Raw genomic sequence first — 26,204 nt, forward strand, 5'->3', positions numbered from 1 at the left:
TCGGTGCAACCGGACACCAAAAGTGGAGGAGAGATACAATGAAGAAACTGCTTTTGGGCGTCGCCTTCGCGGCGCTGATGAGTTCATCGGCCATGGCCGCCAAGATCGGCGTATCGATGGCCAAGTTCGACGACAACTTCCTCACCGTGCTGCGCAACGGCATGATCGCGCAGGCCAAGGGCATGAGCGGCGTTGAGCTGCAGGTCGAGGACGCGCAGAACGACGTCGCCAAGCAACTGGACCAGATCAAGAACTTCGCCGCTTCGGGCGTCGACGCGATCATCGTCAACCCGGTCGACACCTCGGCCACGCAGGCCATGTCCGACGCTGCCGCCGCAGCGAAAATCCCGCTGGTCTATGTCAATCGCGAGCCGGTCAATGTCGACACGCTACCGGCCAATCAAGCTTTCGTCGCCTCGAACGAGTCCGACTCCGGCACGCTCGAAACCAAGGAAGTCTGCCGCCTGTTCAAGGCAGCCGGCAAGAAGGAGGCCCATGTCTATGTGATCATGGGCGAGCTGTCGAACCAGGCCGCGGTGCAGCGCACCAAGGACATCGACAACGTGATCGCTACCCCGGATTGCAGCTTCATCAAGATCATCGACAAACAGACCTCGAACTGGGATCGCGACCAGGCGCAGAACCTGATGACCAATTGGCTGTCGACCGGCAAGAAGTTTGACGGCGTGATCGCCAACAATGACGAAAGCGCCATCGGCGCCATCCAGGCGATGAAGGCTGCCAATATCGACATGAAAACTGTTATCGTTGGTGGCGTCGACGCCACCCAGGACGCGCTTGTGGCGATGAAGGCGGGTGACCTTGCCGCGACCGTGTTCCAGGATGCGGCAGGCCAGGGCGCAGGCGCCTTGGACGCGGCTTTGAAGCTGGCCAAGGGCGAGAAGGTCGAACGGAAGGTCTACATCCCCTTCCAGCTGGTCACGCCGGCCAACATCGACAAGTTCATGAAGAAGAACTGAGGCAGGCGCTTCGCTAGACGGAGCGGCGCATCCAGCCAGAACAACAGCGCCGCTCCCATTTTCCTCACCGCCCGAACGGGCGGAGGGGGAGGTGTGGCTCGACGGAGGACAAGATATGGCACAGACATCTCACGGCGTCGGCGGGCTCACCTATGATGCGAAGAAACGGGCTTGGCCGGCCGAATTCAATGTTTTCCTGGCGCTCGTCATCCTCGTTGTCATCTTCGAAGCGATCGGCCGCATCTTTCTCGGCGACAGCTTCCTGTTCAACACCCGCAGCGACGTCTCAGGCATCTTCAACGAGGCGCGCCTGCAGATCATCATCCTGCAGGTGTCGATCGTCGGCATCATCGCCATTGGCGTCACGCAAGTCATCATTTGCGGCGGCATCGACCTGTCCTCGGGTTCGATCGTTGGCGCGACCGCGATGATCGCCATGAGTTTCGCCCAGGTGGCGACGGTCAACGGCAATCCCAATCCCAAGGCGATGTTCCTGGCGCAAGGGTGGACCGACCTGCCCGTTCTCGTACCGGTGCTAGTGGCGATCGGCTGCGGGCTGCTCGCCGGCCTGGTCAATGGCTCGTTGATCGCCTACACGCGCATTCCGCCGTTCATCGCCACGCTTGGCATGATGGTGACTGCGCGCGGCATCGCCAAATGGTGGTCCAAGGGCCAGCCGATCTCGTTTCCCACCGATAGCTTCGCAGCGATCGGCAAGGGGTTGATGCCGGTCATCATCTTCCTGTCGCTGGCGATCCTGTTCCAGCTGATCATGACCTACACCAGGTACGGCAAGCATTGTTATGCGATTGGCTCCAACGAGGACGCCGCCCGCATGTCCGGCATCAAGATCGCCAACCACAAGATCCTCGTCTACGTCATCGCTGGCGTGCTTGCCGCGCTCGCCGCCGTGGTGCTCTCCTCCAAGAACCTCACCGCCCAGGCCGGCATGGGCGTGATGTACGAACTCGACGCCATCGCCATGGCGGTCATCGGCGGCGTCTCGCTGTCGGGCGGCCGCGGCTCGATCATCGGCACGGTGATCGGTTCGCTGATCTTCGGCGTCATCATCTCCGGCTTCACCTTCCTGCGCCTCGACGCCTACTACCAGGAGATGGTCAAGGGCGTGATCATCGTCGGCGCCGTCGTTCTCGACCAGTGGCGCCAACGCCTGCGGGCATTGAGGGCTTGACCATGTCAGACATCGTCCTGAAGACCGAAAACCTGACCAAGCGCTATGGCGGCGTGCATGCGCTGGAAGGCGCCAACTTCGAGCTGCGCAAGGGCGAACATGTCGCCATCATGGGCGACAATGGCGCCGGCAAGTCGACCTTCGTGCGCCAGATCACGGCTGTCGAGCAACGCACCAGCGGCAAGGTCTGGTTCGACGGCAAGGAAGTGAATTTCACAGGCCCGATCGAAGCCCGCACCGCGGGCATCGAGACCGTGTTCCAGAACCTGGCGCTGGCCGACGACCTCGACGTGCCGTCGAACCTGTTCCTCGGCCGCGAAAAGGTGCTGTTCAATCTCGGGCCGTTCTCGATCCTCGACCGCAAATACATGCGCAAGGCGACCGAAGCGGCGCTGATCCGCACGGCGGTGAAGATCCCCAATCTGTCCAACACCATCCGCCACATGTCGGGCGGCCAGCGGCAGTGCGTGGCGATCGCCAGGACGGCAACCTTCGCCTCCAAGCTGATCATCATGGACGAGCCGACGGCGGCACTCGGCGTGCAGGAAACGGCGCAGGTCGAAAACATCATCCGCACGCTGAAGGACAATGGCGAGCCGCTGATCCTGATCAGCCACAATATGCGCCAGGTGTTCGACCTTTGCGACCGCATCGTCGTGTTCCGGCGCGGCCGCATCGTCGCAAATCTGCGCAAGGAGAACACCGACGGCCAGGACATCGTCTCCTACATCACCGGCGCCAAGACCGGAGAGGCGGAACTCGCGGCCTAAGGCCGGGCGTGGAGGCGGCGGTCATCGCCTCCCTGTCGATGTCATCTTGACCGGAAAATCACCGCGCCCATGACCGGCGCCGACAGTTTCGAACCACCTTCAAAGGACATTCCATGACTCTCCGCTTCGCCCTCCTCGGTGCCGGCCGCATCGGCAAGGTCCATGCCCGCGCCGTCGGTTCCAATCCGCAGGCCAAACTGGTTGCCGTTGCCGACGCCTTCGAGAAGGCGGCAAAGGAACTGGCATCGGCCTATGGCGCCGAGGTGCGTACGATCGACGCCATCGAGAAATCCGCCGATATCGACGCCGTCGTCATCTGCACGCCGACCGACACCCATGCCGATTTGATCGAACGCTTCGCCAAGGCCGGCAAGGCGATCTTCTGCGAGAAGCCGATCGACCTGAGCGTGAAGCGCGTGGAAAAATGCCTGGCCGTGGTCGAAAAGGCCAAAGCGACGCTGATGGTCGGTTTCAACAGGCGTTTCGATCCGCACTTTGCCGCCGTGCGCAAGGCGATCGACGACGGGGCCATCGGCACAGTTGAAATGGTGACCATCACGTCGCGCGATCCCGGTCCGCCGCCGCTGGACTATATCGCCCGCTCGGGCGGCATTTTTCGCGATATGACCATCCATGATTTCGACATGGCGCGCTTCCTGCTCGGAGAGGAGCCGGTGGCAGTCAGCGCGCACGCCTCGGTGCTGGTCGACAAGAAGATTGGTGCCGCGGGCGATTTCGACTCGGTCAGCGTCATCCTCGAAACCGCCTCCGGCAAGCAGGCCGTCATCTCCAACTCGCGCCGCGCCACCTATGGTTATGACCAGCGCATCGAGGTGCATGGCTCGAAGGGCATGGTCGCGGCCGAGAACCAGCGGCCGGTGTCGATCGAACTGGCCAATGAGAAGGGCTATACGCGCCCGCCGCTGCACGACTTCTTCATGACCCGCTACCTCGACGCCTATGCCAATGAGATCGCTGCCTTCATCGCTGCGGCGACCTCGGGCAAGAAGGCGGCGCCGAGCGGCGCCGACGGCCTCGTGGCGCTGAAGCTGGCCGATGCGGCGCTGAAGTCGGCGACCACGGGCAAGACTGTCCGTCTCGACAAGTAAGAGCACTTAGAAACCGCAGGAGCAAAGCGATGAGCGCATCAGCCGATCGCAATTCGAAAACACGCGCCATCGTCACCGGCGGCGCGCAAGGTATCGGCTTTGCCGTCGCCGAGGCGCTGGCCGACGAGGGCTGCCGGGCGCTGGCGCTCATCGGCCGCTCGCAGGAGAAGGGCGACAAGGCTGTCGCCACCCTCAAGAAGTCAGGCGTTGACGCCATCTTCATCAGCGCCGACGTTTCAAAGGTGGCCGACTGCAAGCGCGCGGTGGCGACCGCGCTCTCGCATTTCGGCACGCTGAACGCGCTGGTCAACGCCGCCGCCACGTCGGCGCGCGGCTCGCTGGTCGAAACCTCGGAAGAACTTTTCGACCAGATCTTCGACACCAATGTGCGTGGACCCTTCTTCCTGATGCAAGGGCTGGTGGCCCATCTCCTGGAGCGCAAGGCACCGGGCTCGATCGTCAACGTGCTGTCGATGTCGGCGCATGCCGGCCAGTCCTTCCTGACGCCCTATTCGACCAGCAAGGGCGCGCTGATGACGCTGACCAAGAATGTCGCGAGCTCCTATCGAAAGAACCGAATCCGCTGCAACGCCGTGCTGCCCGGCTGGATGGACACAGAGGGCGAGGCGATCGTGCAGAAGAAGTGGCATGACGCGCCGGATGACTGGCTGGAAAAGGCCGAGGCTGCGCAACCGATGGGCCAGTTGGTGAAACCGGCACAGCTCGCCCGGCTGATCACCTACATGATCAGCCCGCAGGCCGGCGTCATGACCGGGTCGCTGGTCGACTACGACCAGAACATCGCCGGGGTAATCGGCGAGTAGCAGTTCTGCCATTCGTCGGCCGAGGCGACCTGAAAATACTAGTGCAGACGTGACCCGTCCGCACCAAGCAACGCATGCGGGTTTCAAAAAGCCCCTGTTGCCGCAGTATCGCCATTCCCGCATATTCACGTAGTCAGAACACTTATGAGGGTGGAATGCTGTCTGGGGCCAAAGATACCAATTGGACTGTCACGGGGGCAAAAGCCCGGTTCTCAGAGGTTATTAAGCGGGCGCAGTCCTTGCCGCAGACGATAACCAGAAACGGCAAACCAATCGTGGTTGTCGTCGCGGCCGAAGAATGGCACCGGAAAACGGCGCGAAAGGGTACCCTTGCGGAGTTCCTTCTGGACTCCCCGCTGCGCGGCGCCGATCTCCTATCATCAGACAGGTGACAAACGCCTCGGCATCGACTATATGAGCCGCATGATCAACCTGTCCGCCACGTATTGGTACTTTAGGAGCTCGCTGGCGGCGGGAGGATTGCGCTCGATCTGAAGATTGCAGCAACAAGATCCGAACAGCCGCCAGACCTGGCGGCTTTTTTGTTTCAGCCGGCAGGTCTCCTAAACCAGGAGCAGAAAGCCGTGTTGACCACCACAGATGACCTTCGGGTCAAGGAAATCCGAGAACTGAGTACACCGGACCAGGTGATGCGGGAGATTCCGCGCACGCTGACGGCGACGCGCACCGTGAGCGCCTCACGCAATGCGATCCACGCCATCCTGAACGGGACCGATGACAGGTTGCTTGTCGTCGTCGGCCCGTGTTCGATCCACGATCCGGTCGCGGCCGTTGACTATGCCAGCCGTCTGGCGGCGCTGCGCGAGACCCTGTCCGACCGGCTCGAGATCGTGATGCGCGTGTATTTTGAGAAGCCGCGCACGACGGTCGGCTGGAAGGGCCTGATCAACGATCCAGACCTCGACGGCAGTTTCAACATCGACAAGGGGCTGAGGATGGCGCGCAACGTGCTCTCGGCCGTCAACAATCTCGGCCTGCCAGCGGCGACCGAATTCCTCGATATGACCACGCCGCAATACATTGCCGACCTCGTCGCCTGGGGCGCCATCGGCGCGCGCACGACCGAAAGCCAGATCCATCGCGAACTGGCATCGGGTCTGTCCTGCCCGGTCGGCTTCAAGAACGGTACAGACGGCAATCTCAGGATCGCCGCCGAGGCGGTGAAATCCGCCGCCCAGCCGCACCATTTCATGGCGGTGACCAAGGGCGGACGCAGCGGCATCGCGACCACCACGGGCAATGAGGACTGCCATGTCATCCTGCGCGGCGGCGTTCAGCCCAACTATGATGCGACGAGCGTCGAGGCGGCTAGCGTCGAACTCGCCCGCATCGGTGTCGCACCGCGGCTGATGATCGATGTCAGCCACGCCAACTCCAGCAAAAAACCGGAGAACCAGCCCAAGGTCGCGGCCTACGTGGCGGGCCAGGTGGCGGCGGGCGACGAGCGCATCATCGGCCTGATGATCGAGAGCAATCTCGTCGCCGGCCGGCAGGACGTGGTGCCCGGCAAGCCGCTCGTCTACGGCCAGAGCATCACCGATGGCTGCATCGACTGGGCGACCACCGAGACCGTACTGCACGGCCTTGCCGGCGCCGTCGAGTGGCGCCGGTCGGCCTGCCGCGCCATGCTGGAAAGCCGGCAGGGCGCCGCCTGATTGGATGGCTATGTGGGAAGGGCGGCGCCAAGGAGAATTACGCCGCCCTCAGCCCTTCCCAGGCGGCGAACACCGAGACCGCAAAAAGCAGCAGCCCGGCCGCCCGGCCTGCCAGGATGGTTGCCCGCGGATTGGCGATCAGAAGGTTGCGGCTGCGACCGGCAGTGATCGCAAGCCCGCCATAGATCGCGGCCTGAGTCAGGACCGTCATCATTCCCATGACAGTTGCTTGTATCCAGATCGGGCCGTAGTCCGGCTTCAGGAACTGCGGATAGACGGCCAGCACGAACAAATAGGCCTTGGGATTGATCAGGCAGGTCACCAGCCCCTGGCGAAACGCCTTCCAGGCGGAGCGGCTGCCGGCGGGCCCGTCCTGACCGACGGTGATGGAACTGCGCATCAGCGTGATGCCGATGAAGGCCATGTAGGCGGCGCCGGCGAGCAGCAGCGGCGTGAACAGGATCGGCACGAAATGCATGAGCAGGCCGACGCCGATGGCGCCGTTCAGCGTGTGCACCATGCCGCCGACCATGATGCCGCCGGTCGCGGCCAGGCCCCTGTCGCGCCCGCCGGTCAGCGCATTGGCCAGCACGAACAGCATGTCCATGCCCGGAACGACGATGATGCCGAACAGCAGGATAAAGAAAAGCCAGAGATTTTCGGCATAACCCATGTCAGTTGCCTGTCGCCTCGCCGCAGCGGAACCTGTTGATTTTCAATTCGATAGGCGATCCTGTAGGTCGACCCAACTGACGATGGTGTGTCAGTTGTGATCGGCACCGGTGAGAAAAAAATGCGCAAGGCGTCACGCCTGTTCGAGATCATCCAGATCCTGCGGCTGGCGCGGCAGCCGGTGACGGCGGCAATGATTGCCGAGCGGCTGGAAGTGACGATACGGTCGATCTACCGCGACATCGCAGCGCTGCAGGCGATGCGCGTGCCGATCGAAGGCGGACGCGGCATCGGCTATATATTGCGCCCCGGCTTCGACCTGCCGCCGCTGATGTTTTCGATCGAGGAGATGGAGGCGATCGTGCTGTCGCTGGCGCTGCTGGAGCGCACGGGAGACGACGAGCTCAAGCGGGCGGCCAAGCGTGTCAGCGCCAAGATCGCCGGTGCTGTGCCGCCGCCGCTGCGTCAGACATTCGAAGCCAATGCACTGCATGCCTGGGGTTTCGCGGCACCCTCGGCCGGCACGATCGACCTGGCGCTGGTGCGCCGCGCTATCCGCGACGAAGAGAAGCTCGACCTTTCCTATCGCGACGAAATGGGACGCGCCTCCGAGCGGCTCATCCGCCCGATCGCGCTCATCTACTATGCCGAAACCGCCAACATCGTCGCCTGGTGCGAACTGCGCCAGGCGATCCGCAATTTCCGCAGCGACCGCATCGAGGATTGCCAGCCGACGGGCCTGCGCTTCAAGGGCGAAGGCGATCGCTTGCGGCAGATCTGGGTGAGCGGCTGGGAGACGAACGCCGCTGCCGGTGGTTGAGGCGGTCCTGCAGAAGGGGTCTCTCGAAGGCAACCGGCTTGCCGCAGACCATGGTCATGTGGCCTGGACGCTTTCGGCGGCAAGACGCTGGCCGCGCAGCAGTGCCAATCCGATTTCGGCCATCGCAAACAAGAGGACGGCTATCAGGAAGCCGTCGGTCCCGACATGGACGATCAGCCATCCGCCGAGCATTGGAAACCCGAAAATACCCAGGAAATAGGCAACGACGAACCATGTCAGCGCGGCGTTGCGGTGTTCGGCTGGAGCATCGTTCACCGCCTGCGTCTGGATGACCGAATAGACCAGGCCGTAGCCAACACCCAGCAGGATCGCGCTGGCGATCTGGACCACCACGCCATAGGCGAGGCCGAAGGCGACAATGACGCCGGCGATCATGATCGCCAGCAGAATGACAGCAACATGGTCGCCCTTGGCGCGGCCAATCACCGGCGCGAGCAAGAACCGGGACGCGACAACGGTGATTGCATAGACGGCAAAGAATGTGCTGGCCTGCAATCCGGTGCCGCGGACCAGTGACGTCTGAAAGGTCAGCAGTCCGCTGAACACACAGGCGCCTAGTCCGACCATCAGTATGGGGTACATTGCGCGTGTACGCAGCAACGCCGGCAGAGCCCGCACCCAGGCGTTGCCCGCTGCCTTGATCGCCGCCGCGACCGGCCGTACCGCGATGGCTTCAAACACGGCCAAAAGCAATGCGGCCAGCAGGCAGACCAAGGTGACGGCGCCAAATGCCTGCCCGGTCGTGAGCCCGACCTCGTTGATCAGCGCACTCGCCACGATCGGGCTCAGCCCAATTCCGCCCATCTGGAACGCGCCATAGCGCGTAAACCAGAAACCGCGATCCTGATCGGCCACGCGCATCGAAAGCGCCATCGGCGCGGCCAGGAAGAAAATGCCCCAGCCAAGGCCAATGAAGAAGCCGGCGACGCCGATCAACGGCGTCAGCGTGGATAACGCCGCCAGGCCGAGATAGCCGCAGGCAACCAGCACCGCGCCAAGTCCGGCCATGCGGCCCGCGCCGAGACGCCAGGCAAACCAGCCAACAAGGGGAACGCCGACAAGCGTGCCCAGCATGGCGCCACCAAGCGTCGTGCCGGTTTCGATCTCGCTGCCGCCGAGCGCTCGAAAATGCTCGGTGAGAAGGAATGTCGCGCCATAGCCCATCGATGTGAGCAAGGTGGCGATAAAGAGCAAATAGGCGTGCGATGTGCGCATGGAGCTGCACCTTTCCTGCGAAGAAACGTCCTGCATGTTGCGGACAATGTGGTATATCGATCTATCAAATTCCGATCGACTTACAGGTCCTCTTGAAACTGACCGCGGGGACCACTTGGGAGGGAGCGCCATGGCCGAAAAGGCATCGCGCCGGCATGAAGGCGCCACGCATCTGGTCGACATCGCCATCGACCGCGCATCGCAGGCCTCGATCGGCCGGCAGCTCTATTTCGCCCTGCGCGACGCGATTGTCGCCGGCAGGATGCCAGCCGGCGCACGCTTGCCCTCGACGCGGGCGGCAGCCGGGCTTTGGGGCGTATCACGCGGTGTCGTGGTCGAAGCCTATGAAACGCTGTTGAGCGAGAGCTATGTCGTCGGCCAGCACGGGTCCGGCACCTTTGTTTCGGCTGACGTGCCAGGGCGGCCGGAGCGCGCGCGCCGAACCACTGCCGCACATACAATGGCAAAAGGCGACATCTCGTCTGCCGCTCGCTCGGTCATCGGCAACGCGTTGCTCGATCCGCAGCCCCAGGTTCCTTTCGCCACCGGACGGGCCGCACCGGACGACAGGACGCGTGCCATTCTCAAGCGCATAGGCCATCGGCATCTTGACGCGCTCTGCGATCATTACCGGGATCCGCAAGGCGAGGAACGGCTGCGCACCGAGGTGGTAACCTATCTCGCGGCGGCGCGAGGCGTACGCTGCGAACCAGACCGCGTCTTCATCACCTCCGGCTCGCAGCAGGCGATCGATCTTGCCATTCGCACCCTGATAGACCGGGGAGACAATGTTGCGATCGAAGAGCCGGGCTACCCGCCGGCACGGCTGGCCTTCACGGCCGGCGGCGCCAGACTCATTCCCATCCCGGTTGATCCGCATGGGATCAATGTGGAGCTGCTCGCTGAACGCACGGAAAACGTCAGGGCCGTCTATGTGACGCCTTCACATCAATATCCTACCGGCACGGTGCTTTCGATGGCGCGCCGCCTGGCCTTGATCGATTGGGCCGCGGCGAAGGGCGCATGGATTCTCGAGGACGATTATGACAGCGAGTTTCGCTACGATGATCGCCCGCTGGCCGCGCTGCAAGGCGTAGACGAGCACGAGAGGGTCATCTATCTCGGCACGTTCAGCAAGGCGCTGCTGCCCGGTCTTCGGCTGGGCTATTTGGTGGTCCCGGCAGAGCTCGTGCCGGCCATCCGTGCGATGCGTGTGCTGCTCGACCGGTTCCCTGCGCCATTTCACCAGCTGGTGGTCGCCGACTTCCTGAGCGAGGGGCATTTTTCCAGCCACCTCAGGCGGCTGCGGGAAAGCTATCGCGCGTCGCGCGACATGCTGGTGGCGCTGTTGCGTGAACAGTTTATCGATCAGCCGGGAATCGGGATTGAAGTGCCCATGCAAGGCGTGCATCTCCTCGCCCGATTGCCCCTGGGCTTCAACGATGTCTCAATCGCACAGGCAGCTCGCCGATCCGGTGTCACCGTGCTGCCGATCTCTTCGATGCATCTGGCTCCGGTGGCCGGCCACGGTCTTCTTCTCGGCTTCTCCGCCTTGCACAGCGAGGATGCGGCGCCCGCTGTCAGGCGATTGGCCCTGGCTATCCGTCAAGGACACGCCGGGAATGGATGACCATAACTGTCTTCCGGTTTGATCGGCCTACCGCACATCCACCCAGCGCTTTTCCTGGAACGAGCGCGCCATTGCGTGCACGGTGCGCTCGATCTCCAGCCCTTCGGCGAACTCGATGAGCCGCGCCGGTCTGCCGGCGAGCCGCGTCAGCAATTCGTGGCACTCGATGATCTTGAGGTCGTTGAAGCCGAGGCCGTGCCCCGGTGCCGGCAGGAAGGCGTCGTAGGGCTTGTGGTGCGGCGCCATCAGGATGGTGCGGTAGCCCTGTTCGGTCGGGCGATCCGATGTGAGATAGAGCTGCAATTCGTTCATCCGCTCCTGGTCGAACAGGATCGACCCCTTGGAGCCGAAGATCTGGATGGCGATGCGGCCCTTGCGGCCCCAGGCCGAGCGGTTGACCTGGAGCGTGCCGGCAATGCCGTTTTCCAGATGCATCAGGACGCTGGCGATGTCGTAGGTCTCAACCGCGCGGCGCCCGCCGGCCGCCAGCTTGCGGTCGGCATAGGGCTTGGCCATGTCGCAGATGACGCTGGCGACGCGGCCGAACAGCGCCGAGACCAGCGACAGCGGATGCACGGCGAAATCGTCGAGCGCGCCATAGCCGGAAGCCGCCTCGTGCTTCCAGAAGAAAAATGCCTCGGGATCGGCCATGAAATCCTCGTCCATCTCGATGCGCAGATGGTTGACCTCGCCGATGATCTTCTCGTCGAGCAGCGCGCCGATGTGACGGATGGCCGGGCTTTGGATGTAATTGTAACCAAGAGCGGCGATCTTGCCTGACTTTTTCGCGGCGGCCGCCATGGCCTCGGCCTCGGCAAAGCTAGGTGCCATCGGCTTTTCGCACCACAGGTGCTTGCCGGCTTCGAGGATGGCGATGGCCATTTCCGGATGGAACTGGTTCGGCGTGGTCAGCGAGACGATGTCGACCTCCGGGTCGTTGACGACGGTGCGCCAGTCGCCGGACGCCTTGGCGAAGCCGAACTCGCCGGCCTTGCGCTGGGCGAGATCCTCATTGACCTCTCCTAGATGGACGAGTTTCGGCTTGGCGACATCCGGAAAGACGGCGCCAACGGCACTCCACGCAATGGCGTGACATTTGCCCATGAAACCCGTGCCGATAAGACCGACGCCGACCATTTTCCGTTTCTCCATTGCCTGAAGCGCTGGATGGATGAATTAGTCCATTTTCTCCTAGAATGGAATGTCTGCCTCATTTTTTATGGCGTTCTTGCGCAGGCTCGCTATGATGGGGCAGAGAGGACCTCCCTAGAGCCGGATGATTTCAGGTCGAATCGACCTGAAATCTGAATCCGCCTCTAGGTCAAAGAGATAGAGCATGATGTCGTCCGAAAACCGCTACACACTTTTCGGCATCATGCTCTAGATGAGCCTGGACAGAGCGACGATGGACGAACAGGTACCTCGCGACTTCGAGACGCTGCGCGCCACGATCCTGGACCGGCGCGAAAGCCTGCCGAAACGTATCGCCCAGATCGCCGCCTATGCGCTCGACAATCCCGACGACATCGCCTTCGGCACCGCCGCCAGCATCGCCGCCTCGGCCGGTGTTCAACCGTCGACCCTGATCCGCTTTGCCCAGCAGCTTGGCTTCGACGGCTTCACCAGCCTGCAGCAGGTGTTTCGCGAGCGGCTGCGCGAGCGCAACTCGTCCTATGACGAAAGGCTGCAGGCGCTGCGCGTCAAGGCCGAGGGCGGCGCCGGTCATCGTGCGATCTTCGACGGCTTCGTCGCCGCCGCCAGCACCTCGCTCAACGATATTTCGCGCACGCTGGACGATGCGCATCTGGAAGATGCGATTTCGCTGCTGGCGAAGGCGCAGACCATCTATGTCTTGGCCAAGCGACGCTCCTACCCGGTGGCGTCCTACATCGCCTATGCGCTGGGCAAGCTGAAGATCCGCAACCAGCTGATCGAATCGGCCGCTGGCCTCAACGCCGAAATGGTCAGCTTTGCCACGCCAGCGGACGCCGTCATCGCCATCAGCTTCTCGCCCTATGCGCCCGCCACCATCGAGGAAGCGCGCACCATTTCGGAACAGGGCGTGCCGATCGTCGCCATCACCGACAGCTCGTTTTCGCCGCTTGCGCAGTTCGCCAGGGTCTGGTTCGAGGTTGCCGAGGCGGACTTCGCCGGCTTCCGTTCGCTGTCGGCGACGATGGCCCTGGCCATGGCGCTGACTGTCGGCGTCGGCGAGAAGCGGCGCGACGCTAGCCGCAAGCGCAAAGCCTGAGCCTGCACTCCTTTCTTCTTTGACCATGACCTTTTCCGAAAACCGGCAACCACTTTTCGGGATCATGATCGGGCAATTTTAGGCCGGGAATGCTCATTCCATATTGACTATGGATTGGAATTATTATTTCATATTCCCGGCACCACGCTGCCGCTCGCGCGTGTTACCCAAATAATGTTGTTCCTGACAACAAGACTGACGGGAGGTTCCAATGAGCGAAGCCGTGGACGCGAAACAGGCGCCGCTCGACGTCATCACCATCGGTCGCGCCTCCGTCGACCTCTACGGCCAGCAGATCGGCTCGCGGCTGGAGGACATTACGTCTTTCGCCAAGTCGGTCGGCGGCTGCCCGGCCAACATTTCGGTCGGCACGGCGAGACTTGGCCTGCGCTCGGCGCTGCTGACGCGCGTCGGCGACGAGCAGATGGGCCGCTTCATCCGCGAGCAGCTGAAGCGCGAAGGCGTCAACACCGACGGCCTGAAGACGGACAAGGAGCGGTTGACGGCTCTGGTGCTGCTTTCGGTCGAAAGCGAAGGCGTTTCACCGATGATCTTCTATCGCAGCGACTGCGCCGACATGGCGCTGGCGCCGGAGGATATCGACGAGGCGTTTATCTCTTCGGCGCGCGCGATCGTCGTCACCGGCACGCATTTTTCGCGTCCCAATAGCGACGCCGCCCAGCGCAAGGCGATCCGCATCATGAAGGCCAAGGGCGGCAAGGTCGTCTTCGACATCGACTACCGGCCGAACCTGTGGGGCCTCGCCGGCCATGCCGAAGGCTTCGAGCGCTATGTCAAATCGGACCGGGTCTCCGCCCAGTTGAAGACAGTGCTGCCCGATTGCGATCTCATCGTCGGCACCGAGGAAGAGATCATGATCGCCTCGGGCGCCGACGACTGCCTGAGCGCGCTGAAGACGATCCGCGCGCTGTCTGCGGCCACCATCGTGTTGAAGCGCGGCGCCATGGGCTGCATCGTCTATGACGGACCGATCAGCGACGATCTCGAAGACGGCGTCGTCGGCAAGGGTTTCCCGATCGAGATCTACAATGTTCTGGGTGCGGGTGACGCCTTCATGTCGGGTTTCCTGCGCGGCTGGCTGGGTGGCGAAGACCATGCGACGGCGGCGACCTGGGCCAATGCCTGCGGCGCCTTTGCCGTGTCGCGGCTGCTGTGCGCGCCGGAATATCCGACCTTCGAGGAGCTGCAGTTCTTCCTCAAGAACGGCAGCAAATACAGGGCGTTGCGCAAGGACGAGGCGATCAACCACATCCATTGGGCGACGACCCGCCGGCGCGACATCCCCTCGCTGATGGCGCTCGCCTGCGACCACCGTGTCCAGCTCGAGGACGTCGCGGCCAAGACCGGTGCCGATCCGGCGCGCATCCGCGATTTCAAGGTGCTGGCGGTCAAGGCGGCCGCCAAGGTCGCCGCCGGTCGCGACGGCTATGGCATGCTGATCGACGAGAAGCATGGCCGCGAGGCGATGTTCGAATTCGCCAGGCATCCCTTCGCCTGGCTTGGCCGCCCGGTCGAACTGCCGGGCTCGCGGCCGCTGCGCTTCGAATTCTCGCAGGACATCGGTTCGCAGCTCACCGAATGGCCCGTCGACCATTGCATCAAGTGCCTGTGCTTCTATCACCCCGACGATCCAGCGGCCTTGAAGGAAGAGCAGCAGCAGAAATTGCGCTCGCTGTTCGAGGCCGCGCGCAAAGTCGGCCGGGAATTGCTGGTCGAGATCATCGCCGGCAAGCACGGCAAGCTCGACGACACGACCATTCCGCGCGCGCTGGAAGAACTCTATGCGCTCGGCATCAAGCCCGACTGGTGGAAGCTCGAGCCGCAGGCGTCGGCCGGTGCCTGGACCAAGATCGAAGCGGTGATCCTGAAGCATGATCCCTGGTGCCGTGGTATCGTGCTGCTTGGGCTGGAAGCGCCACAGGACGAGCTGGAAGCGGCTTTTGCCGCCACCGCCAAGGCGCCGATCGTCAAGGGCTTTGCCGTCGGCCGCACCATCTTCGTGCACGCGGCCGAACAATGGCTGGCCGGCAAGATGTCGGATGACGAGGCTGTCGCCGACATGGCCTCGCGCTTCGAGCAACTGACCGAAGCTTGGCTTGCCGCGCGCGGCCGCAAGGCGGCATAAGAAGGCGCGGCATAAGGACTGCGGAGAAAACACCATGAGCAAGACAATCCGCCTGACGATGGCGCAGGCGCTGACCCGCTTCCTGTCCCGCCAGATGACCGAGATCGACGGCAGGACAGTGCCTGTTTTCGGCGGTGTGTGGGCGATCTTCGGCCACGGCAATGTCGCCGGCATCGGCGAGGCGCTCTACCAGGTGCGCGACGAACTGCCGACCTTCCGCGCCCACAACGAGCAGGCGATGGCGCATGCAGCAATCGCCTACGCCAAGGCCAATTTCCGCCGCCGCTTCATGGCGGCAACCTCCTCGATCGGCCCAGGCGCGCTCAACATGGTGACGGCGGCAGCCCTTGCGCATGTAAACCGGTTGCCTGTGCTGTTTTTGCCTGGCGACGTCTTCGCCAATCGCATTCCGGATCCGGTGCTGCAGCAGGCCGAGGATTTCTCCGACGGGACGGCGACGGTCAATGACTGCTTCCGTCCGGTGTCACGCTATTTCGACCGCATCACCCGGCCGGAGCAGATCATCCCGGCGCTCAGCCGTGCCATGCAGGTGCTGACCGATCCCGCCGATTGCGGTCCGGTGACGCTGTCGCTCTGCCAGGATGTGCAGGCCGAGGCCTATGATTATCCCGAGAGCTTCTTCGCCGAGCGGGTCTGGCACCAGCGCCGGCCGCGCGCGGACCGCCATGAGCTTGCCGCCGCTGTCGCAGCGCTCAAGGGTGCGAAGAAGCCGCTGGTCATCGCCGGCGGCGGTGTTCTTTACTCGCAGGCCTCCGATGAGCTGGCCAAATTCGTGCAAGGTGTCGGCATTCCGGTCTGTGAGACGCAAGGCGGCAAATCCTCACTGCCCGACGATCACCCGCTCAACATGGCCGCGGTCGGCGTCACCGGCACTTCTGCGGCGAACCGGCTTGCCGAAGAGGCCGATGTCGTGCTCGCCATCGGCACGCGCCTGCAGGATTTCACCACCGGTTCGTGGGCGCTGTTCAAGAATTCCGGCAAGACCATTATTGGGCTCAACGTGCAGCCTTTCGACGCCGGCAAGCACCGCGCGCTGCCGCTGGTCGCCGACGCGGCCGAGGGGCTCGCCGAACTCGGTGCGGCTCTGAAGGGCTGGAAGGCGCCTGCCGCCTGGACCGACAATGCGGCCACCGGCAAGAAGGCCTGGCAGGCCGATGCGGCCAAGGTGACGGCGTCGACCAACGCCGCTTTCCCGTCCGACGCGCAGGTGATCGGCGCCGTGCAGCGCGCCATGGGATCCGGCGTGACGCTGTTGCATGCCGCGGGCGGTCTGCCCGGCGAATTGCACAAGCTTTGGCAGGCGGGCGCGCCGGGCTCCTACCACGCCGAATACGGCTTCTCGACCATGGGTTACGAAATTGCCGGCGGGCTCGGCACCAAGATGGCGAAACCCGGCGAAGAGGTCGTCGTCATGATCGGCGACGGTTCCTATCTGATGCTGAATTCCGAGATCGCCACCTCGGTGATGCTTGGCCTCAAACTCACCATCGTGCTGCTCGACAACCGTGGCTATGGCTGCATCAACCGGCTGCAGATGGCAACCGGCGGCGCCAACTTCAACAATCTCCTGAAGGACTCGCGCCACGAGATCCTGCCAGACATCGACTTTGCCGCGCATGCGGCGAGCATGGGCGCAATCGCCGAGAAAGTGCCGTCGATCGCCGGCTTGGAAAACGCGCTCCAGAAAGCCAAAAAAGAACGACCGCACCACCGTGCTGGTCATCGACACCGATCCGCTGGTCTCCACCGATGCCGGTGGCCATTGGTGGGATGTGGCGGTGCCGGAAGTCTCCGCGCGGCCGCAGGTCAACGCGGCGCGCAAGGCCTATGACGAGAAGCGGCAGATGCAGACCATCGGCGATTGATGCTAAGTCAGCGCCGCCCCCTACCTCCCCCTTGTGGGGAGGTCGGACCGAAGGTCCGGGTGGGGTCTGGCGCCGCACCCCCACCCCGCTGCTTCGCAGCGACTTGCCGGGGCGAGCCGCGGGTCTCGCCGGTCCTTCGGACCCCCCACAAGGGGAAGGTAGATACGAACTAAGACTGGAGTGACGACTTGAAAGCCAAACTGGGCATGTCCCCCATTGCGTGGTGGAACGATGATCTTGCGGAACTCAGCGATGACGTGTCGCTGGAGGAGTGCCTGCGCCAGTCGCGTTCGGCCGGCTTCACCGGCATGGAGATGGGCCGGCGTTTTCCCAACGACCCCGCTGTCATGCTGCCGATTTTGAAGGCAGCCGACGTGACGCTGTGCGGCGGCTGGTTTTCGGGCACGCTGGTCGATGAGGAGATGGGCAAGAACAAGGATCGCATCCAGCCGATGATCGACCTGTTCAAGGCAGTCAACGCGCCTTGTATCGTCTATGGCGAGGTCGGCCGCTCGATCCAGGGCGACCGCTCCAAGCCGCTCGCCACCAAGCCGAAACTTTCTGGCGACGAGATGAAGGCCTATGCAAGGCGCCTGACGGAATTCGGCGAATGGTGTGCGGAGCAAGGCATGCCGCTGTCCTACCACCATCATATGGCGGCTGTGGTCGAGACCGAGCCGGAGCTCGACGCCTTCATGCGCCATTCCGGCGAAGGCATTCCGCTGCTGCTCGATGCCGGTCATCTGGCCTTCGCCGGCGGCGATGTGCTGCGCGCCATCAACAACCACCACAAGCGCATCAGCCATGTGCATGTGAAGGATGTGCGCATGGGCGTGATTGACGGGCTCGACCGCACCAAGCAGTCCTTCCTCGATGCCGTGGCGCTCGGCGCCTTCACCGTGCCGGGCGACGGCTCGCTGGATTTCGGCGCCATCGTGCAACGCTTCGCCGACCATGGCTATGAAGGCTGGTTCGTGGTCGAGGCCGAGCAGGACCCCAAGAAGAACCCGCCGCTCAAGATGGCGCAGGTCGGCCACAAGGAATTGATGCGTGTGATGACCGCCGCCGGCTACACCGTCGAAACCCAAGGGTTCCCGAATGCCTGACGCGATGGGTTCACGGCGAAGCAGGTTGCTGTAGATTGGCGCGATGAAAGATTCCGAGCACCCGTTCTTCCGGCCCTTATGGCGGCGTGTCGCTGTCGTCGCCGTCTGCGTCATCTGGTCGATCATCGAGTTCGCCACCGGCACACCATTCTGGGGCGTCATCGCGCTAGGCTTCGCCGGCTATGGCGTCTGGCAGTTTTTCTATCTCTACAAGCCGGCCGACGAGAACAAGGCGACGGCCGAGGCCGAACCGAAGGAGTAACCCGATGTCGAAGCTGCTGGTAAAGGCCGACAAGGGCCATGGCCGCGTCGCCCATGTGACGCCGAAAAGCGCCGGCTGGACCTATGTCGGTTTCGACCTGCATCGGCTGCGACCCGGCGAAAGTGCCTCGGGAAAGACGGACGATCGCGAAGTCTGCCTGGTGTTCGTCACCGGCAAGGGCACGGCGAAAGCCGGCGGCAAGGATCTCGGCCTGCTCGGCGAACGCATGTCACCCTTCGAAGGCAAGCCGTGGTCCGTCTATGTACCCGAGGGATCGGACTGGTCGGTGACAGCCGATACGGACCTCGAACTCGCGGTCTGCTCGGCGCCCGGCCTCGGCGGCGGGCTGCCGGTCCGGGTGATCGGACCCGACGATCTCGGCCAGGAGGTGCGCGGTAAGGGCACCAACACGCGCTACGTCACCAACATCCTGCCGGAAGGCAAGCCGGCGGACTCGCTGCTGGTGGTCGAGGTCATCACGCCCGGCGGCCACACGTCGAGCTATCCGCCGCACAAGCACGACCAGGACAATCTGCCAGCTGAATCCTATCTCGAGGAGACCTATTACCACCGCCTCAACCCGCCGCAGGGCTTTGCCTTCCAGCGCGTCTATACCGACGCCGACAAGGATGGCCATCGGGCGCTCGACGAAGCGATGGCGATCGAGGATGGCGATGTCGTGCTGGTGCCCAAGGGTTATCACCCCTGCGCCGCCTGCCATGGCTACGACCTCTATTATCTCAACGTCATGGCCGGACCGAAGCGGACGTGGAAATTCCACAATGCACCCGAGCACGAATGGTTGATGAAGGCCTGACCGGTCCGGGATTCCGATTGAACCTATTGGTCCAGCTGGGAAAAATCGTCGGCTAAGGACCTGTGGGGTCGATTTGCCTTCGAAAACCCTTCAAAGCTTCGTCAATCCGTCATGGAAATCACCTATGGCAGCGGGCTGACGAGGATTTTCGATGCGCTACGCCATCTATTTTACCCCGAGGCAGGACGAACCGCTGGCGCGGATCGCCGCCAACTGGCTGGGCCGCGACCCGTTCGGCGCGGCGACAAGGCCGGTCGAGGCCGTGGCCGATTTGTCGGCGGCGGAAGTCGCCTTCCACACCGCTTCGGCACGCCGCTATGGCTTCCACGCGACGCTGAAAGCCCCCTTCCGCCTGGCAGCCAACGAGACCGAGACCTCGCTGCGCGCGGGGCTCGACCATTTTGCCGAAGCGACCCCGGTGGTGACGATCCCGCGGCTCGTCGTCAGCCAGATCGACAGCTTCTTCGCGCTGGTGCCGGAGGGGCCGTTGCCTTCGCTCAACCGCTTCGCCGACGACGTCGTGCGCGATTTCGACCGGTTCCGCGCGCCGCTGACCGAGGCCGAGATCGAGCGGCGCAGCCCGGATTCGCTGAAGCCGGCCGAGTTCCGCAATCTCTGCCAGTGGGGCTACCCCTATGTCTTCGAGACCTTTCGTTTCCACATGACGCTGTCCGGCCGGGCGGGGCCACAGGAAAGCCCCCGTTTGCGCGCAGCAATCGACAGCCTGTTCGCGGAGGTTCTGCGGCAGCCTGTGCTGGTGGACGCGCTGACACTGTTTGTCGAACCCGAACCCGGTGCGCCGTTCATGGTGCTTTCCCAGCACGCGCTGGGACGCCGCCCGGCCAGAAGAATCGCCTGAATAACTCCAGCCGGAATTGCTCCGGCCAGGAATAACCAAGGACTGCCTGAAATGACCGCCGAGACCGTTCTTTCCAACGCCCGCATCGTGCTTGCCGACGAGATCGTCGAGGGTTCGCTGGTGCTGCGTGACGGCTTTATCGCCGGCATCGATGCAGGTTCTGGCCGGACTGGCGAGGATATGGGCGGCGACTATGTCATTCCCGGGCTGGTCGAACTGCACACCGACCATCTCGAAGGCCACTATGCGCCACGGCCGAAAGTGCGCTGGAACCCGATCGCCGCGGTGCTTGCCCATGACGCGCAGGTGGCGACCGCCGGCATCACCACCGTGCTCGACGCCTTGCGCGTCGGCATGGACGAGGACGCAGATCTGACATCGACCGACATCCGCAAGCTGGCCGACGCGATCGAGGATAGCGTCGCGCAGGACCGGTTGCGGGCCGACCATTTCATTCATCTGCGCTGCGAGGTTTCGGCGCCGGACTGCCTGCAGGCCTTCGCCAATTTCGATCAGGACGACCGGGTCAAGCTGGCATCGCTGATGGACCATGCCCCCGGCCAGCGCCAGTTCGTCAATCTCGAAACCTATGCCTACTATTACCAGCGCAAGCTGAAGCTGACCGACCGCGACTTCAAATTGTTCTGCGAAAAGCGAATGGCGGAATCAGCGCGCAATTCGGCGCCGAACCGCGCGGTGATCGCCGCCGCCTGCCACGAGCGCGGCATCGTGCTGGCCAGCCATGACGACGCCACATCAGGCCATGTCGACGAGGCGATCGAGCAAGGCGTGCGCGTTGCCGAGTTCCCGACCACCGAGGAAGCCGCGCGTGCTTCGAAGGCTGCCGGCCTCGGCGTGCTGATGGGCGCGCCCAACGTCATGCGCGGCGCCTCGCATTCGGGCAATGTCTCGGCACGCACGCTGGCCAGCGACGGCCTGCTCGACATCCTGTCGTCCGACTATATTCCCTTCAGCCTGATCCAGTCGGCCTTCTTCCTCGGTGATATGGTCGAAGGCATTTCGCTGCCGCAGGCGGTCGCCATGGTGTCGAAGAACCCGGCCGAAGCCGTTGGCCTCAACGACCGCGGCATCATCGAGCAAGGCCGCCGCGCCGATCTGGTGCGCGTGCGCGTCGATGACCATGTTCCGGTCGTGCGCACCGTCTGGCGGCAGGGACGCCGGGTCGCATGATGGTGTCGGCCTTGATCGAGCGTGAATTGTCCGCTGAAACGTTTCCAATCCGCCATGGCGTCTTTGTTGCCGTCGTGGGCCCAAGTGGCGCCGGCAAGGACACGGTGATCGGCTACGCCCGCGCCCTCTTTGCCGACGAGAGCCGGCTGGAGTTCGTCCGCCGCGTCATCACCAGGCCGAGCGATGCGGCGAGCGAGGATCACGACACGCTGGCCGACGCCGCCTTTGTCGAAGCCGAGGCCGATGGCGCCTTCGCCATCTCCTGGGAGGCGCATGGTCTGCGCTATGGCCTGCCGGCCGATGTCGACTGGTCGGTCGCCAATGGCCATGTCGCGGTGGCGAACGTATCGCGGGCGATCATCCCCTCCTTGCGCGAGCGCTATGCCAATCTGGCCATTGTCGAGATCACCGCCTCGCACGGCGTTCTTGCCGAGCGGCTGGCGATGCGCGGCCGCGAGTCGCGCGGCGAAGTGCTGGCTCGCCTGGCACGCAGCGCCAATGTGACCCTGTCCGGTCCCGGCGTCACCACGATCGACAATAGCGGCCCGCGCGAGGTGGCCGGCGAACGCTTCGCCGAGCTGCTGCGCAAGGCGATGGCCTTCTCCGACATGTCGGGTCTGATCTGATTTAGACGTGCATCCATGGACCTCAGCGCGTGTGGCTCGCCATTGGCGCTTCGCTTGCTTTCCCGTTGCCTCCCGCGCGCTATGTTGTGCTGACCACACAAGTGATTCCGGTGATTCCGGGTTACGCTTTCCGGGAAACCGGCTCAGAAAATCCGGGTCGAACGAGACATTACAGGAAGCCTTGATGCAAACACTGACACCCATCCTCTCGACGGTCACGGCGGCATTTCTCGCCTCCTTCGTCGAGGTCGTCGAAGCCTTCACCATCGTGCTTGCGGTCGGCGTCACGCGCAGCTGGCGCCCGGCGCTGACTGGCGCCGCATTGGCGCTGGCGGTGCTGGCGGCGCTGGTTCTGGCGTTCGGACCGCTGCTGGCGCTGGTGCCGATCACCACACTGCAATTCGTCGTTGGCGTGCTGCTGATCCTGTTCGGCATGCGCTGGCTGCGAAAGGCCATCCTGCGCAGCGTCGGCGTCATCGCGCTCCATGACGAGGAAGCGGCCTTCTCCAAGGAGACCGCCGCCCTGAACCAGCAGGCCAATGACCGCCGCGCCGACTACCTCGCCGGGTTGGCGTCGTTCAAGGCGGTGCTGCTCGAGGGCGTCGAGGTGGTGTTCATCGTCATTGCCGTTGGTGCGGCCCATGGGCAGACGCTGTACGCCAGCCTGGGCGCGCTGGCGGCGTTCGTCCTGGTGATGCTTATCGGCTTGGCGGTCCACCGGCCGCTGGCGCGCGTGCCGGAGAATGCACTCAAATTCGTGGTCGGGCTGATGCTGACCAGCTTCGGCATCTTCTGGACCGGCGAAGGCATCGGTGCCGATTGGCCGGGCGCCGATCTCGCTCTGCTCGCCATCTTCGCCATCGTCGCGCTGGCGTCCTTTGCCATGGTGCGCTGGCTGCGCAGCGCCTACCCCGTATCAGTTGGAGGGCTCGCCCGATGAACGCCATTCGTCTTGTTGCCAGGGAATTCTTCGGCATGTTCGTCGATGATGGCAATCTGGCGCTGCTGGCGCTGGTGCTGGTGGCCGCTGTCGCGGCGGCGGTGAAGCTGCTGTCCCTGCCGCCGCTGCTCGGCGGCGCGCTGCTGCTGGTCGGTTGCCTCGCCATCCTGCTGCAAAGCGTTCGCCGCGCGGCACGCGGGGCTAATCGGTAAAGACGGCTCGCATACTTGGTGTCGTTTCGCTCCCGGAACGATGCCCCATCTCGGAGGCTTATCTCGCCCTTTGCGTCGTCATCCTCGGGTCTACGCTGCGTCGCTTCGCTCCTTGCTTCGCCCGTGGATGACGAAGGTGGGGAACGCTATCCCTTGAAAGGCGGCAGGGTCAGGCCCTTGACGCCGACGTCGAGCGCGAACAGCCCACCCGGATTCTTCTGGCGAACGAAATGGCTGGCCGGGCGCTTGAGCACGGCGGAGGTGACATAGAGGATGTCGAGGTCCTTGCCGCCGAATTCGCAGCAGGTCGGCAGGTCAGTCGGAAGCTGCACGGTCTGCATCAGCTCGCCGTCCGGATCGTAACGACAGACCTTGCCGGTCACCGGAATGGTCACCCAGTAGCAGCCCTCGGCGTCGACCGTGGCGCCATCGGCGACGCCGCCGGTCACCGTCATGTCGATGAAGGTGTGGCGGTTCTCGATGTCACCGGTGGCGGGATCGAAATCATAGGCCCAGACCGCTCCGGCATGGCTGTCGGAGAAATACATGGTTTTCGAATCCGGGCTCCACGCCAACCCGTTGGAGCAGCCGATGCCGTCGATCATCTTGTGCACCGAGAGGTCGGGGTCGAGGCGGTAGAGCGCGCCGATGAATTCGATCGGCCGGCCCGGCACCTCGAACATCGAGCCCGACCAGAAGCGCCCTTGGCGGTCGGGCTTGCCGTCGTTGAAACGGGTCTTTGGCATATGCGCTTCGGGGTCGACGATCACCTCGAACGTGCCGGTCGCCGGATCGAAGAAATGGAAGCCGTTGGCCATGGTCAGCACGAGGCCGCCCTTTTCGCGCAGGCCAAGGCAGCCTAGATATTCTGGTGTGGCGAAGACCTCATCCTTGCCGGTCGCGGGATCGTAGCGGTGGATCAGCTTCTTCCAGATGTCGATCCACCACAGCACGCCGGCCTTGGGATCCCACAGCGTGCCTTCGCCGAGTTCGGCCCTGGCGTCGACGACACAAGAAATTTCGACCATGGTCAGCCCTCTTTTCTGCGCAGCTTGCCGCCGAGACCGGCAAAGGTTTCGCTGCCTATCGAGACGGTAAGCAGGATCACCGCGCCATAGACGATGAGCAGCGCGCCGCTCGACAGGTTCAATGCAGGCAGCAGGCCGGTGAGGATGGTCAGCACCATGGCACCGGCTACGGTGCCGAGATAGTGGCCGCTGCCGCCGAGGATGGAGGCGCCGCCGATGGCGACCGCGGCGATCGAGGTGAACAGATAGGCGTCGCCCATGCCGAGATAGGCCTGGCCGGAATAGCCGGTCAAAAGCATGCCGGCGAAGGCGGCGGTGAGGCCTGAGATGACATAAGTCAGGATGGTGGTGCGCGCCGTCGGCACGCCGGAGAATTCGGCGACGGTGGCGCTAGTGCCGAGCGCATAGAGATGGCGGCCGAACGCGGCCTTGGAAAGCAGCAGCGTGGCCACCAGCGCCAGCACCAGCCAGATCAGCGCGATGACCGGAAACCCGCCGACGCGTCCGACCGACAGGAACTGGATCAGGGCCGGCGCCGAGGGGGTCGGCGAGCCGCCGGTCAACACCAGGATCAGGCCTTGCAGGATGACGTTGGTGGCCAGCGTCATGATGATCGGCGGCACGCCGAATTGAGCAACGCCGACGCCGTTGATCAGGCCGATGAAAGCACCGCCGCCAAGCAGCAGCGGCATGACCCAGACCAGCGGCAGATCCTGCCCGCCGCACAGCAGCGCCATGATGATGGCCGCTGAGTTCAGCACCCAGGGCACCGACAGGTCGATGCCGCCGCCGATGATGACGAAGGTCTGGCCGAGCGCGACGATGCCGACGAAGGCGGCCAGCACCACGGTCGAGCGCATGTTGGAGACCGACAGGAAGCCCGGCGAGAACAAAGCCGTGACCAGGAGCAGCACGACCATGCCGGCATAGGCAAGCACGATGAGGCGGTTGCGGGCGAGGAAGGCGCTCATTGGACGCGGTTCCTTGCGGCTTTCTCGGCGACGGAACTGGCCAGCACCGAGAGCAGCAGGATGACGCCGGACGCGACCGGCTGCCAGTAGCTCGACACATGCAGGACAAAGACGAGATTGCCGATAAGAGTGAGCACGAAGGCGCCGATCAGGGTGCCGGCGAGATGGCCACGGCCGCCGAACAGGCTGACGCCGCCGATGACGGCTGCAGCCACCGAGGGCAGGATATAGTCCTTGCCGATGGTCGGCGAGCCGGCGCCGGTCTGCGTCACCAGAAACAGCGCCGCTCCGGCCGCGAACAGGCCGGACAGGCCGTAGGTGATGAGGTTGACGCGGGTGATCGAGACGCCGGACAGGAAGGCCGATTTCTCGTTGGAGCCGGTCGCCTGAATGGCAATGCCGACGCGGGTCGCGCGAAACCACCACCAGAACAAAAGCAGCGCCAGCAGCATCCAGACCGGGCTGGTCAGGCCGAGGAGTTGTGCGGAGGCGAAGCCGACCCACCAGCCGGGAATGCTACCGCCATCCGTCGGCAGGATGATCATGGCGACGCCGTTAAGGATCGACCAGGTGGCGAGCGTCACCAGGAAGGGCTGCAACTTGAGCAGCGAGATCAGCAGGCCGTTGAGCGCGCCGATGAGGAAACCTAGCGCGAGTATGGCCAACGTCCAGAGTGCGGTCGTCGCGGGATCATCGGTAAAGCGCGTCGCCGCGATCACCGTGCCGAGGCTGATCATGCCGCCGATCGACAGGTCGATGCCGCCGCGCACCAGCACGATGGTCTGTCCGGTTGCCGCCAGCATCAGCGTCATCGCCGCCGCTGTATCGAGATTGAGCTCGTCCAGCGTGAAGACGCCGGACTGCAGGCTGCCGTAGATGGCAACGATCAAGGCCAGCATCAGGCAGGCAACGAGGAACGGCGCGCGGTCGAGCAAGCGGCCGCGCCAGTCGATAGCTGGCGAGCCTGACTTCGTTTCAGCCGGCCTCTGTGCCATGTCTA

General features: G+C 63.8%; 25 protein-coding genes and 1 pseudogene. 20 read left to right on the forward strand and 6 right to left on the reverse strand.

The genetic code is table 11. The features are described from left to right. Positions 1 to 38 precede the first annotated feature (38 nt). From DBIPINDM_RS15190 to DBIPINDM_RS15220, 7 genes are all read left to right on the forward strand, one after another. Positions 39 to 980, forward strand: coding sequence for a sugar ABC transporter substrate-binding protein (locus DBIPINDM_RS15190; RefSeq protein ID WP_258588014.1), 942 nt, complete (start codon positions 39 to 41; stop codon positions 978 to 980). Between the two features lie 115 nt (positions 981 to 1,095). Then, a complete protein-coding gene (locus DBIPINDM_RS15195) occupies positions 1,096 to 2,172 on the forward strand; it encodes an ABC transporter permease (protein WP_258588015.1) in 1,077 nt (358 codons plus the stop codon). 2 nt (positions 2,173 to 2,174) lie between these two features. Then, the gene (locus DBIPINDM_RS15200) at positions 2,175 to 2,942 is read left to right on the forward strand and encodes an ATP-binding cassette domain-containing protein (protein WP_258588016.1); all 768 of its coding nucleotides are present in this window, start codon (positions 2,175 to 2,177) and stop codon (positions 2,940 to 2,942) included. 113 nt (positions 2,943 to 3,055) lie between these two features. Then, complete coding sequence (gene iolG / locus DBIPINDM_RS15205; protein ID WP_258588017.1) at positions 3,056 to 4,051, forward strand: inositol 2-dehydrogenase; 996 nt, start codon at positions 3,056 to 3,058, stop codon at positions 4,049 to 4,051. A gap of 29 nt (positions 4,052 to 4,080) precedes the next feature. Beyond that, positions 4,081 to 4,875 carry an SDR family oxidoreductase gene (locus tag DBIPINDM_RS15210; protein ID WP_258588018.1) on the forward strand — a complete coding sequence of 265 codons (795 nt, stop codon included), beginning with the start codon at positions 4,081 to 4,083 and terminating at the stop codon, positions 4,873 to 4,875. Positions 4,876 to 5,030: 155 nt separating this feature from the next. After that, a complete protein-coding gene (locus DBIPINDM_RS15215; RefSeq protein WP_258588019.1) occupies positions 5,031 to 5,267 on the forward strand; it encodes a type II toxin-antitoxin system Phd/YefM family antitoxin in 237 nt (78 codons plus the stop codon). Between the two features lie 192 nt (positions 5,268 to 5,459). Continuing rightward, the gene (locus DBIPINDM_RS15220; RefSeq protein ID WP_318036940.1) at positions 5,460 to 6,551 is read left to right on the forward strand and encodes a 3-deoxy-7-phosphoheptulonate synthase; all 1,092 of its coding nucleotides are present in this window, start codon (positions 5,460 to 5,462) and stop codon (positions 6,549 to 6,551) included. A gap of 37 nt (positions 6,552 to 6,588) precedes the next feature. On the opposite strand, the gene DBIPINDM_RS15225 is transcribed toward DBIPINDM_RS15220, so the two are convergent. Beyond that, a complete protein-coding gene (locus DBIPINDM_RS15225; protein ID WP_258588020.1) occupies positions 6,589 to 7,224 on the reverse strand; it encodes a LysE family translocator in 636 nt (211 codons plus the stop codon). 120 nt (positions 7,225 to 7,344) lie between these two features. On the opposite strand from DBIPINDM_RS15225, the gene DBIPINDM_RS15230 reads away from it, so the two are divergent. Then, positions 7,345 to 8,043: a helix-turn-helix transcriptional regulator gene (locus tag DBIPINDM_RS15230; RefSeq protein ID WP_258588021.1), complete on the forward strand. Its 699-nt coding sequence runs from the start codon at positions 7,345 to 7,347 to the stop codon at positions 8,041 to 8,043. 54 nt (positions 8,044 to 8,097) lie between these two features. On the opposite strand, the gene DBIPINDM_RS15235 is transcribed toward DBIPINDM_RS15230, so the two are convergent. Beyond that, a complete protein-coding gene (locus DBIPINDM_RS15235; protein WP_258588022.1) occupies positions 8,098 to 9,279 on the reverse strand; it encodes an MFS transporter in 1,182 nt (393 codons plus the stop codon). 262 nt (positions 9,280 to 9,541) lie between these two features. On the opposite strand from DBIPINDM_RS15235, the gene DBIPINDM_RS15240 reads away from it, so the two are divergent. After that, the gene (locus tag DBIPINDM_RS15240) at positions 9,542 to 10,909 is read left to right on the forward strand and encodes a PLP-dependent aminotransferase family protein (protein WP_258589275.1); all 1,368 of its coding nucleotides are present in this window, start codon (positions 9,542 to 9,544) and stop codon (positions 10,907 to 10,909) included. Positions 10,910 to 10,936: 27 nt separating this feature from the next. Here the strand turns inward: DBIPINDM_RS15240 and DBIPINDM_RS15245 are convergent, their stop codons facing one another. Further along, positions 10,937 to 12,046 carry a Gfo/Idh/MocA family protein gene (locus DBIPINDM_RS15245; protein ID WP_258588023.1) on the reverse strand — a complete coding sequence of 370 codons (1,110 nt, stop codon included), beginning with the start codon at positions 12,044 to 12,046 and terminating at the stop codon, positions 10,937 to 10,939. Positions 12,047 to 12,314: 268 nt separating this feature from the next. Between DBIPINDM_RS15245 and DBIPINDM_RS15250 the strand changes: the two genes are divergently transcribed. From DBIPINDM_RS15250 to DBIPINDM_RS15300, 11 genes and pseudogenes are all read left to right on the forward strand, one after another. Further along, positions 12,315 to 13,160 carry a MurR/RpiR family transcriptional regulator gene (locus DBIPINDM_RS15250; protein WP_258589276.1) on the forward strand — a complete coding sequence of 282 codons (846 nt, stop codon included), beginning with the start codon at positions 12,315 to 12,317 and terminating at the stop codon, positions 13,158 to 13,160. A gap of 211 nt (positions 13,161 to 13,371) precedes the next feature. Then, entirely contained in the window at positions 13,372 to 15,306 is a 1,935-nt protein-coding gene (locus DBIPINDM_RS15255) for a bifunctional 5-dehydro-2-deoxygluconokinase/5-dehydro-2-deoxyphosphogluconate aldolase (RefSeq protein WP_258588024.1), read from the forward strand. A 34-nt stretch (positions 15,307 to 15,340) separates the two neighbouring features. Next, positions 15,341 to 17,192: pseudogene (iolD, locus tag DBIPINDM_RS15260) on the forward strand (3D-(3,5/4)-trihydroxycyclohexane-1,2-dione acylhydrolase (decyclizing)). A 188-nt stretch (positions 17,193 to 17,380) separates the two neighbouring features. Beyond that, complete coding sequence (gene iolE / locus DBIPINDM_RS15265; RefSeq protein ID WP_258588025.1) at positions 17,381 to 18,298, forward strand: myo-inosose-2 dehydratase; 918 nt, start codon at positions 17,381 to 17,383, stop codon at positions 18,296 to 18,298. A 43-nt stretch (positions 18,299 to 18,341) separates the two neighbouring features. After that, complete coding sequence (locus tag DBIPINDM_RS15270; protein ID WP_258588026.1) at positions 18,342 to 18,560, forward strand: DUF3329 domain-containing protein; 219 nt, start codon at positions 18,342 to 18,344, stop codon at positions 18,558 to 18,560. A 4-nt stretch (positions 18,561 to 18,564) separates the two neighbouring features. Next, positions 18,565 to 19,377, forward strand: coding sequence for a 5-deoxy-glucuronate isomerase (iolB, locus tag DBIPINDM_RS15275; protein WP_258588027.1), 813 nt, complete (start codon positions 18,565 to 18,567; stop codon positions 19,375 to 19,377). A 151-nt stretch (positions 19,378 to 19,528) separates the two neighbouring features. Then, entirely contained in the window at positions 19,529 to 20,236 is a 708-nt protein-coding gene (locus DBIPINDM_RS15280; protein WP_258588028.1) for a DUF1045 domain-containing protein, read from the forward strand. Positions 20,237 to 20,287: 51 nt separating this feature from the next. Continuing rightward, positions 20,288 to 21,427, forward strand: a complete 1,140-nt coding sequence (locus DBIPINDM_RS15285) for an alpha-D-ribose 1-methylphosphonate 5-triphosphate diphosphatase (protein ID WP_258588029.1) — start codon at positions 20,288 to 20,290, stop codon at positions 21,425 to 21,427. Beyond that, complete coding sequence (gene phnN / locus DBIPINDM_RS15290) at positions 21,424 to 22,053, forward strand: phosphonate metabolism protein/1,5-bisphosphokinase (PRPP-forming) PhnN (RefSeq protein ID WP_258588030.1); 630 nt, start codon at positions 21,424 to 21,426, stop codon at positions 22,051 to 22,053. Before DBIPINDM_RS15285 ends, phnN begins: the two co-directional genes overlap by 4 nt. A 184-nt stretch (positions 22,054 to 22,237) precedes the next feature. Next, a complete protein-coding gene (locus DBIPINDM_RS15295) occupies positions 22,238 to 22,993 on the forward strand; it encodes a COG4280 domain-containing protein (protein WP_258588031.1) in 756 nt (251 codons plus the stop codon). Beyond that, the gene (locus DBIPINDM_RS15300; protein ID WP_258588032.1) at positions 22,990 to 23,205 is read left to right on the forward strand and encodes a hypothetical protein; all 216 of its coding nucleotides are present in this window, start codon (positions 22,990 to 22,992) and stop codon (positions 23,203 to 23,205) included. The genes DBIPINDM_RS15295 and DBIPINDM_RS15300 overlap by 4 nt, the downstream gene beginning before the upstream one ends. A gap of 146 nt (positions 23,206 to 23,351) precedes the next feature. Here the strand turns inward: DBIPINDM_RS15300 and DBIPINDM_RS15305 are convergent, their stop codons facing one another. From DBIPINDM_RS15305 to DBIPINDM_RS15315, 3 genes are read right to left on the reverse strand one after another with little or no spacing between them, the layout of a single operon-like run. Continuing rightward, the gene (locus DBIPINDM_RS15305; RefSeq protein ID WP_258588033.1) at positions 23,352 to 24,233 is read right to left on the reverse strand and encodes an SMP-30/gluconolactonase/LRE family protein; all 882 of its coding nucleotides are present in this window, start codon (positions 24,231 to 24,233) and stop codon (positions 23,352 to 23,354) included. Positions 24,234 to 24,235: 2 nt separating this feature from the next. Next, a complete protein-coding gene (locus DBIPINDM_RS15310; protein WP_258588034.1) occupies positions 24,236 to 25,204 on the reverse strand; it encodes an ABC transporter permease in 969 nt (322 codons plus the stop codon). Then, entirely contained in the window at positions 25,201 to 26,199 is a 999-nt protein-coding gene (locus DBIPINDM_RS15315) for an ABC transporter permease (protein WP_258588035.1), read from the reverse strand. The genes DBIPINDM_RS15310 and DBIPINDM_RS15315 overlap by 4 nt, the downstream gene beginning before the upstream one ends. Positions 26,200 to 26,204 lie beyond the last annotated feature (5 nt).

The organism is Mesorhizobium sp. AR02, from assembly GCF_024746835.1.
Taxonomy (GTDB): Bacteria; Pseudomonadota; Alphaproteobacteria; order Rhizobiales; family Rhizobiaceae; genus Mesorhizobium.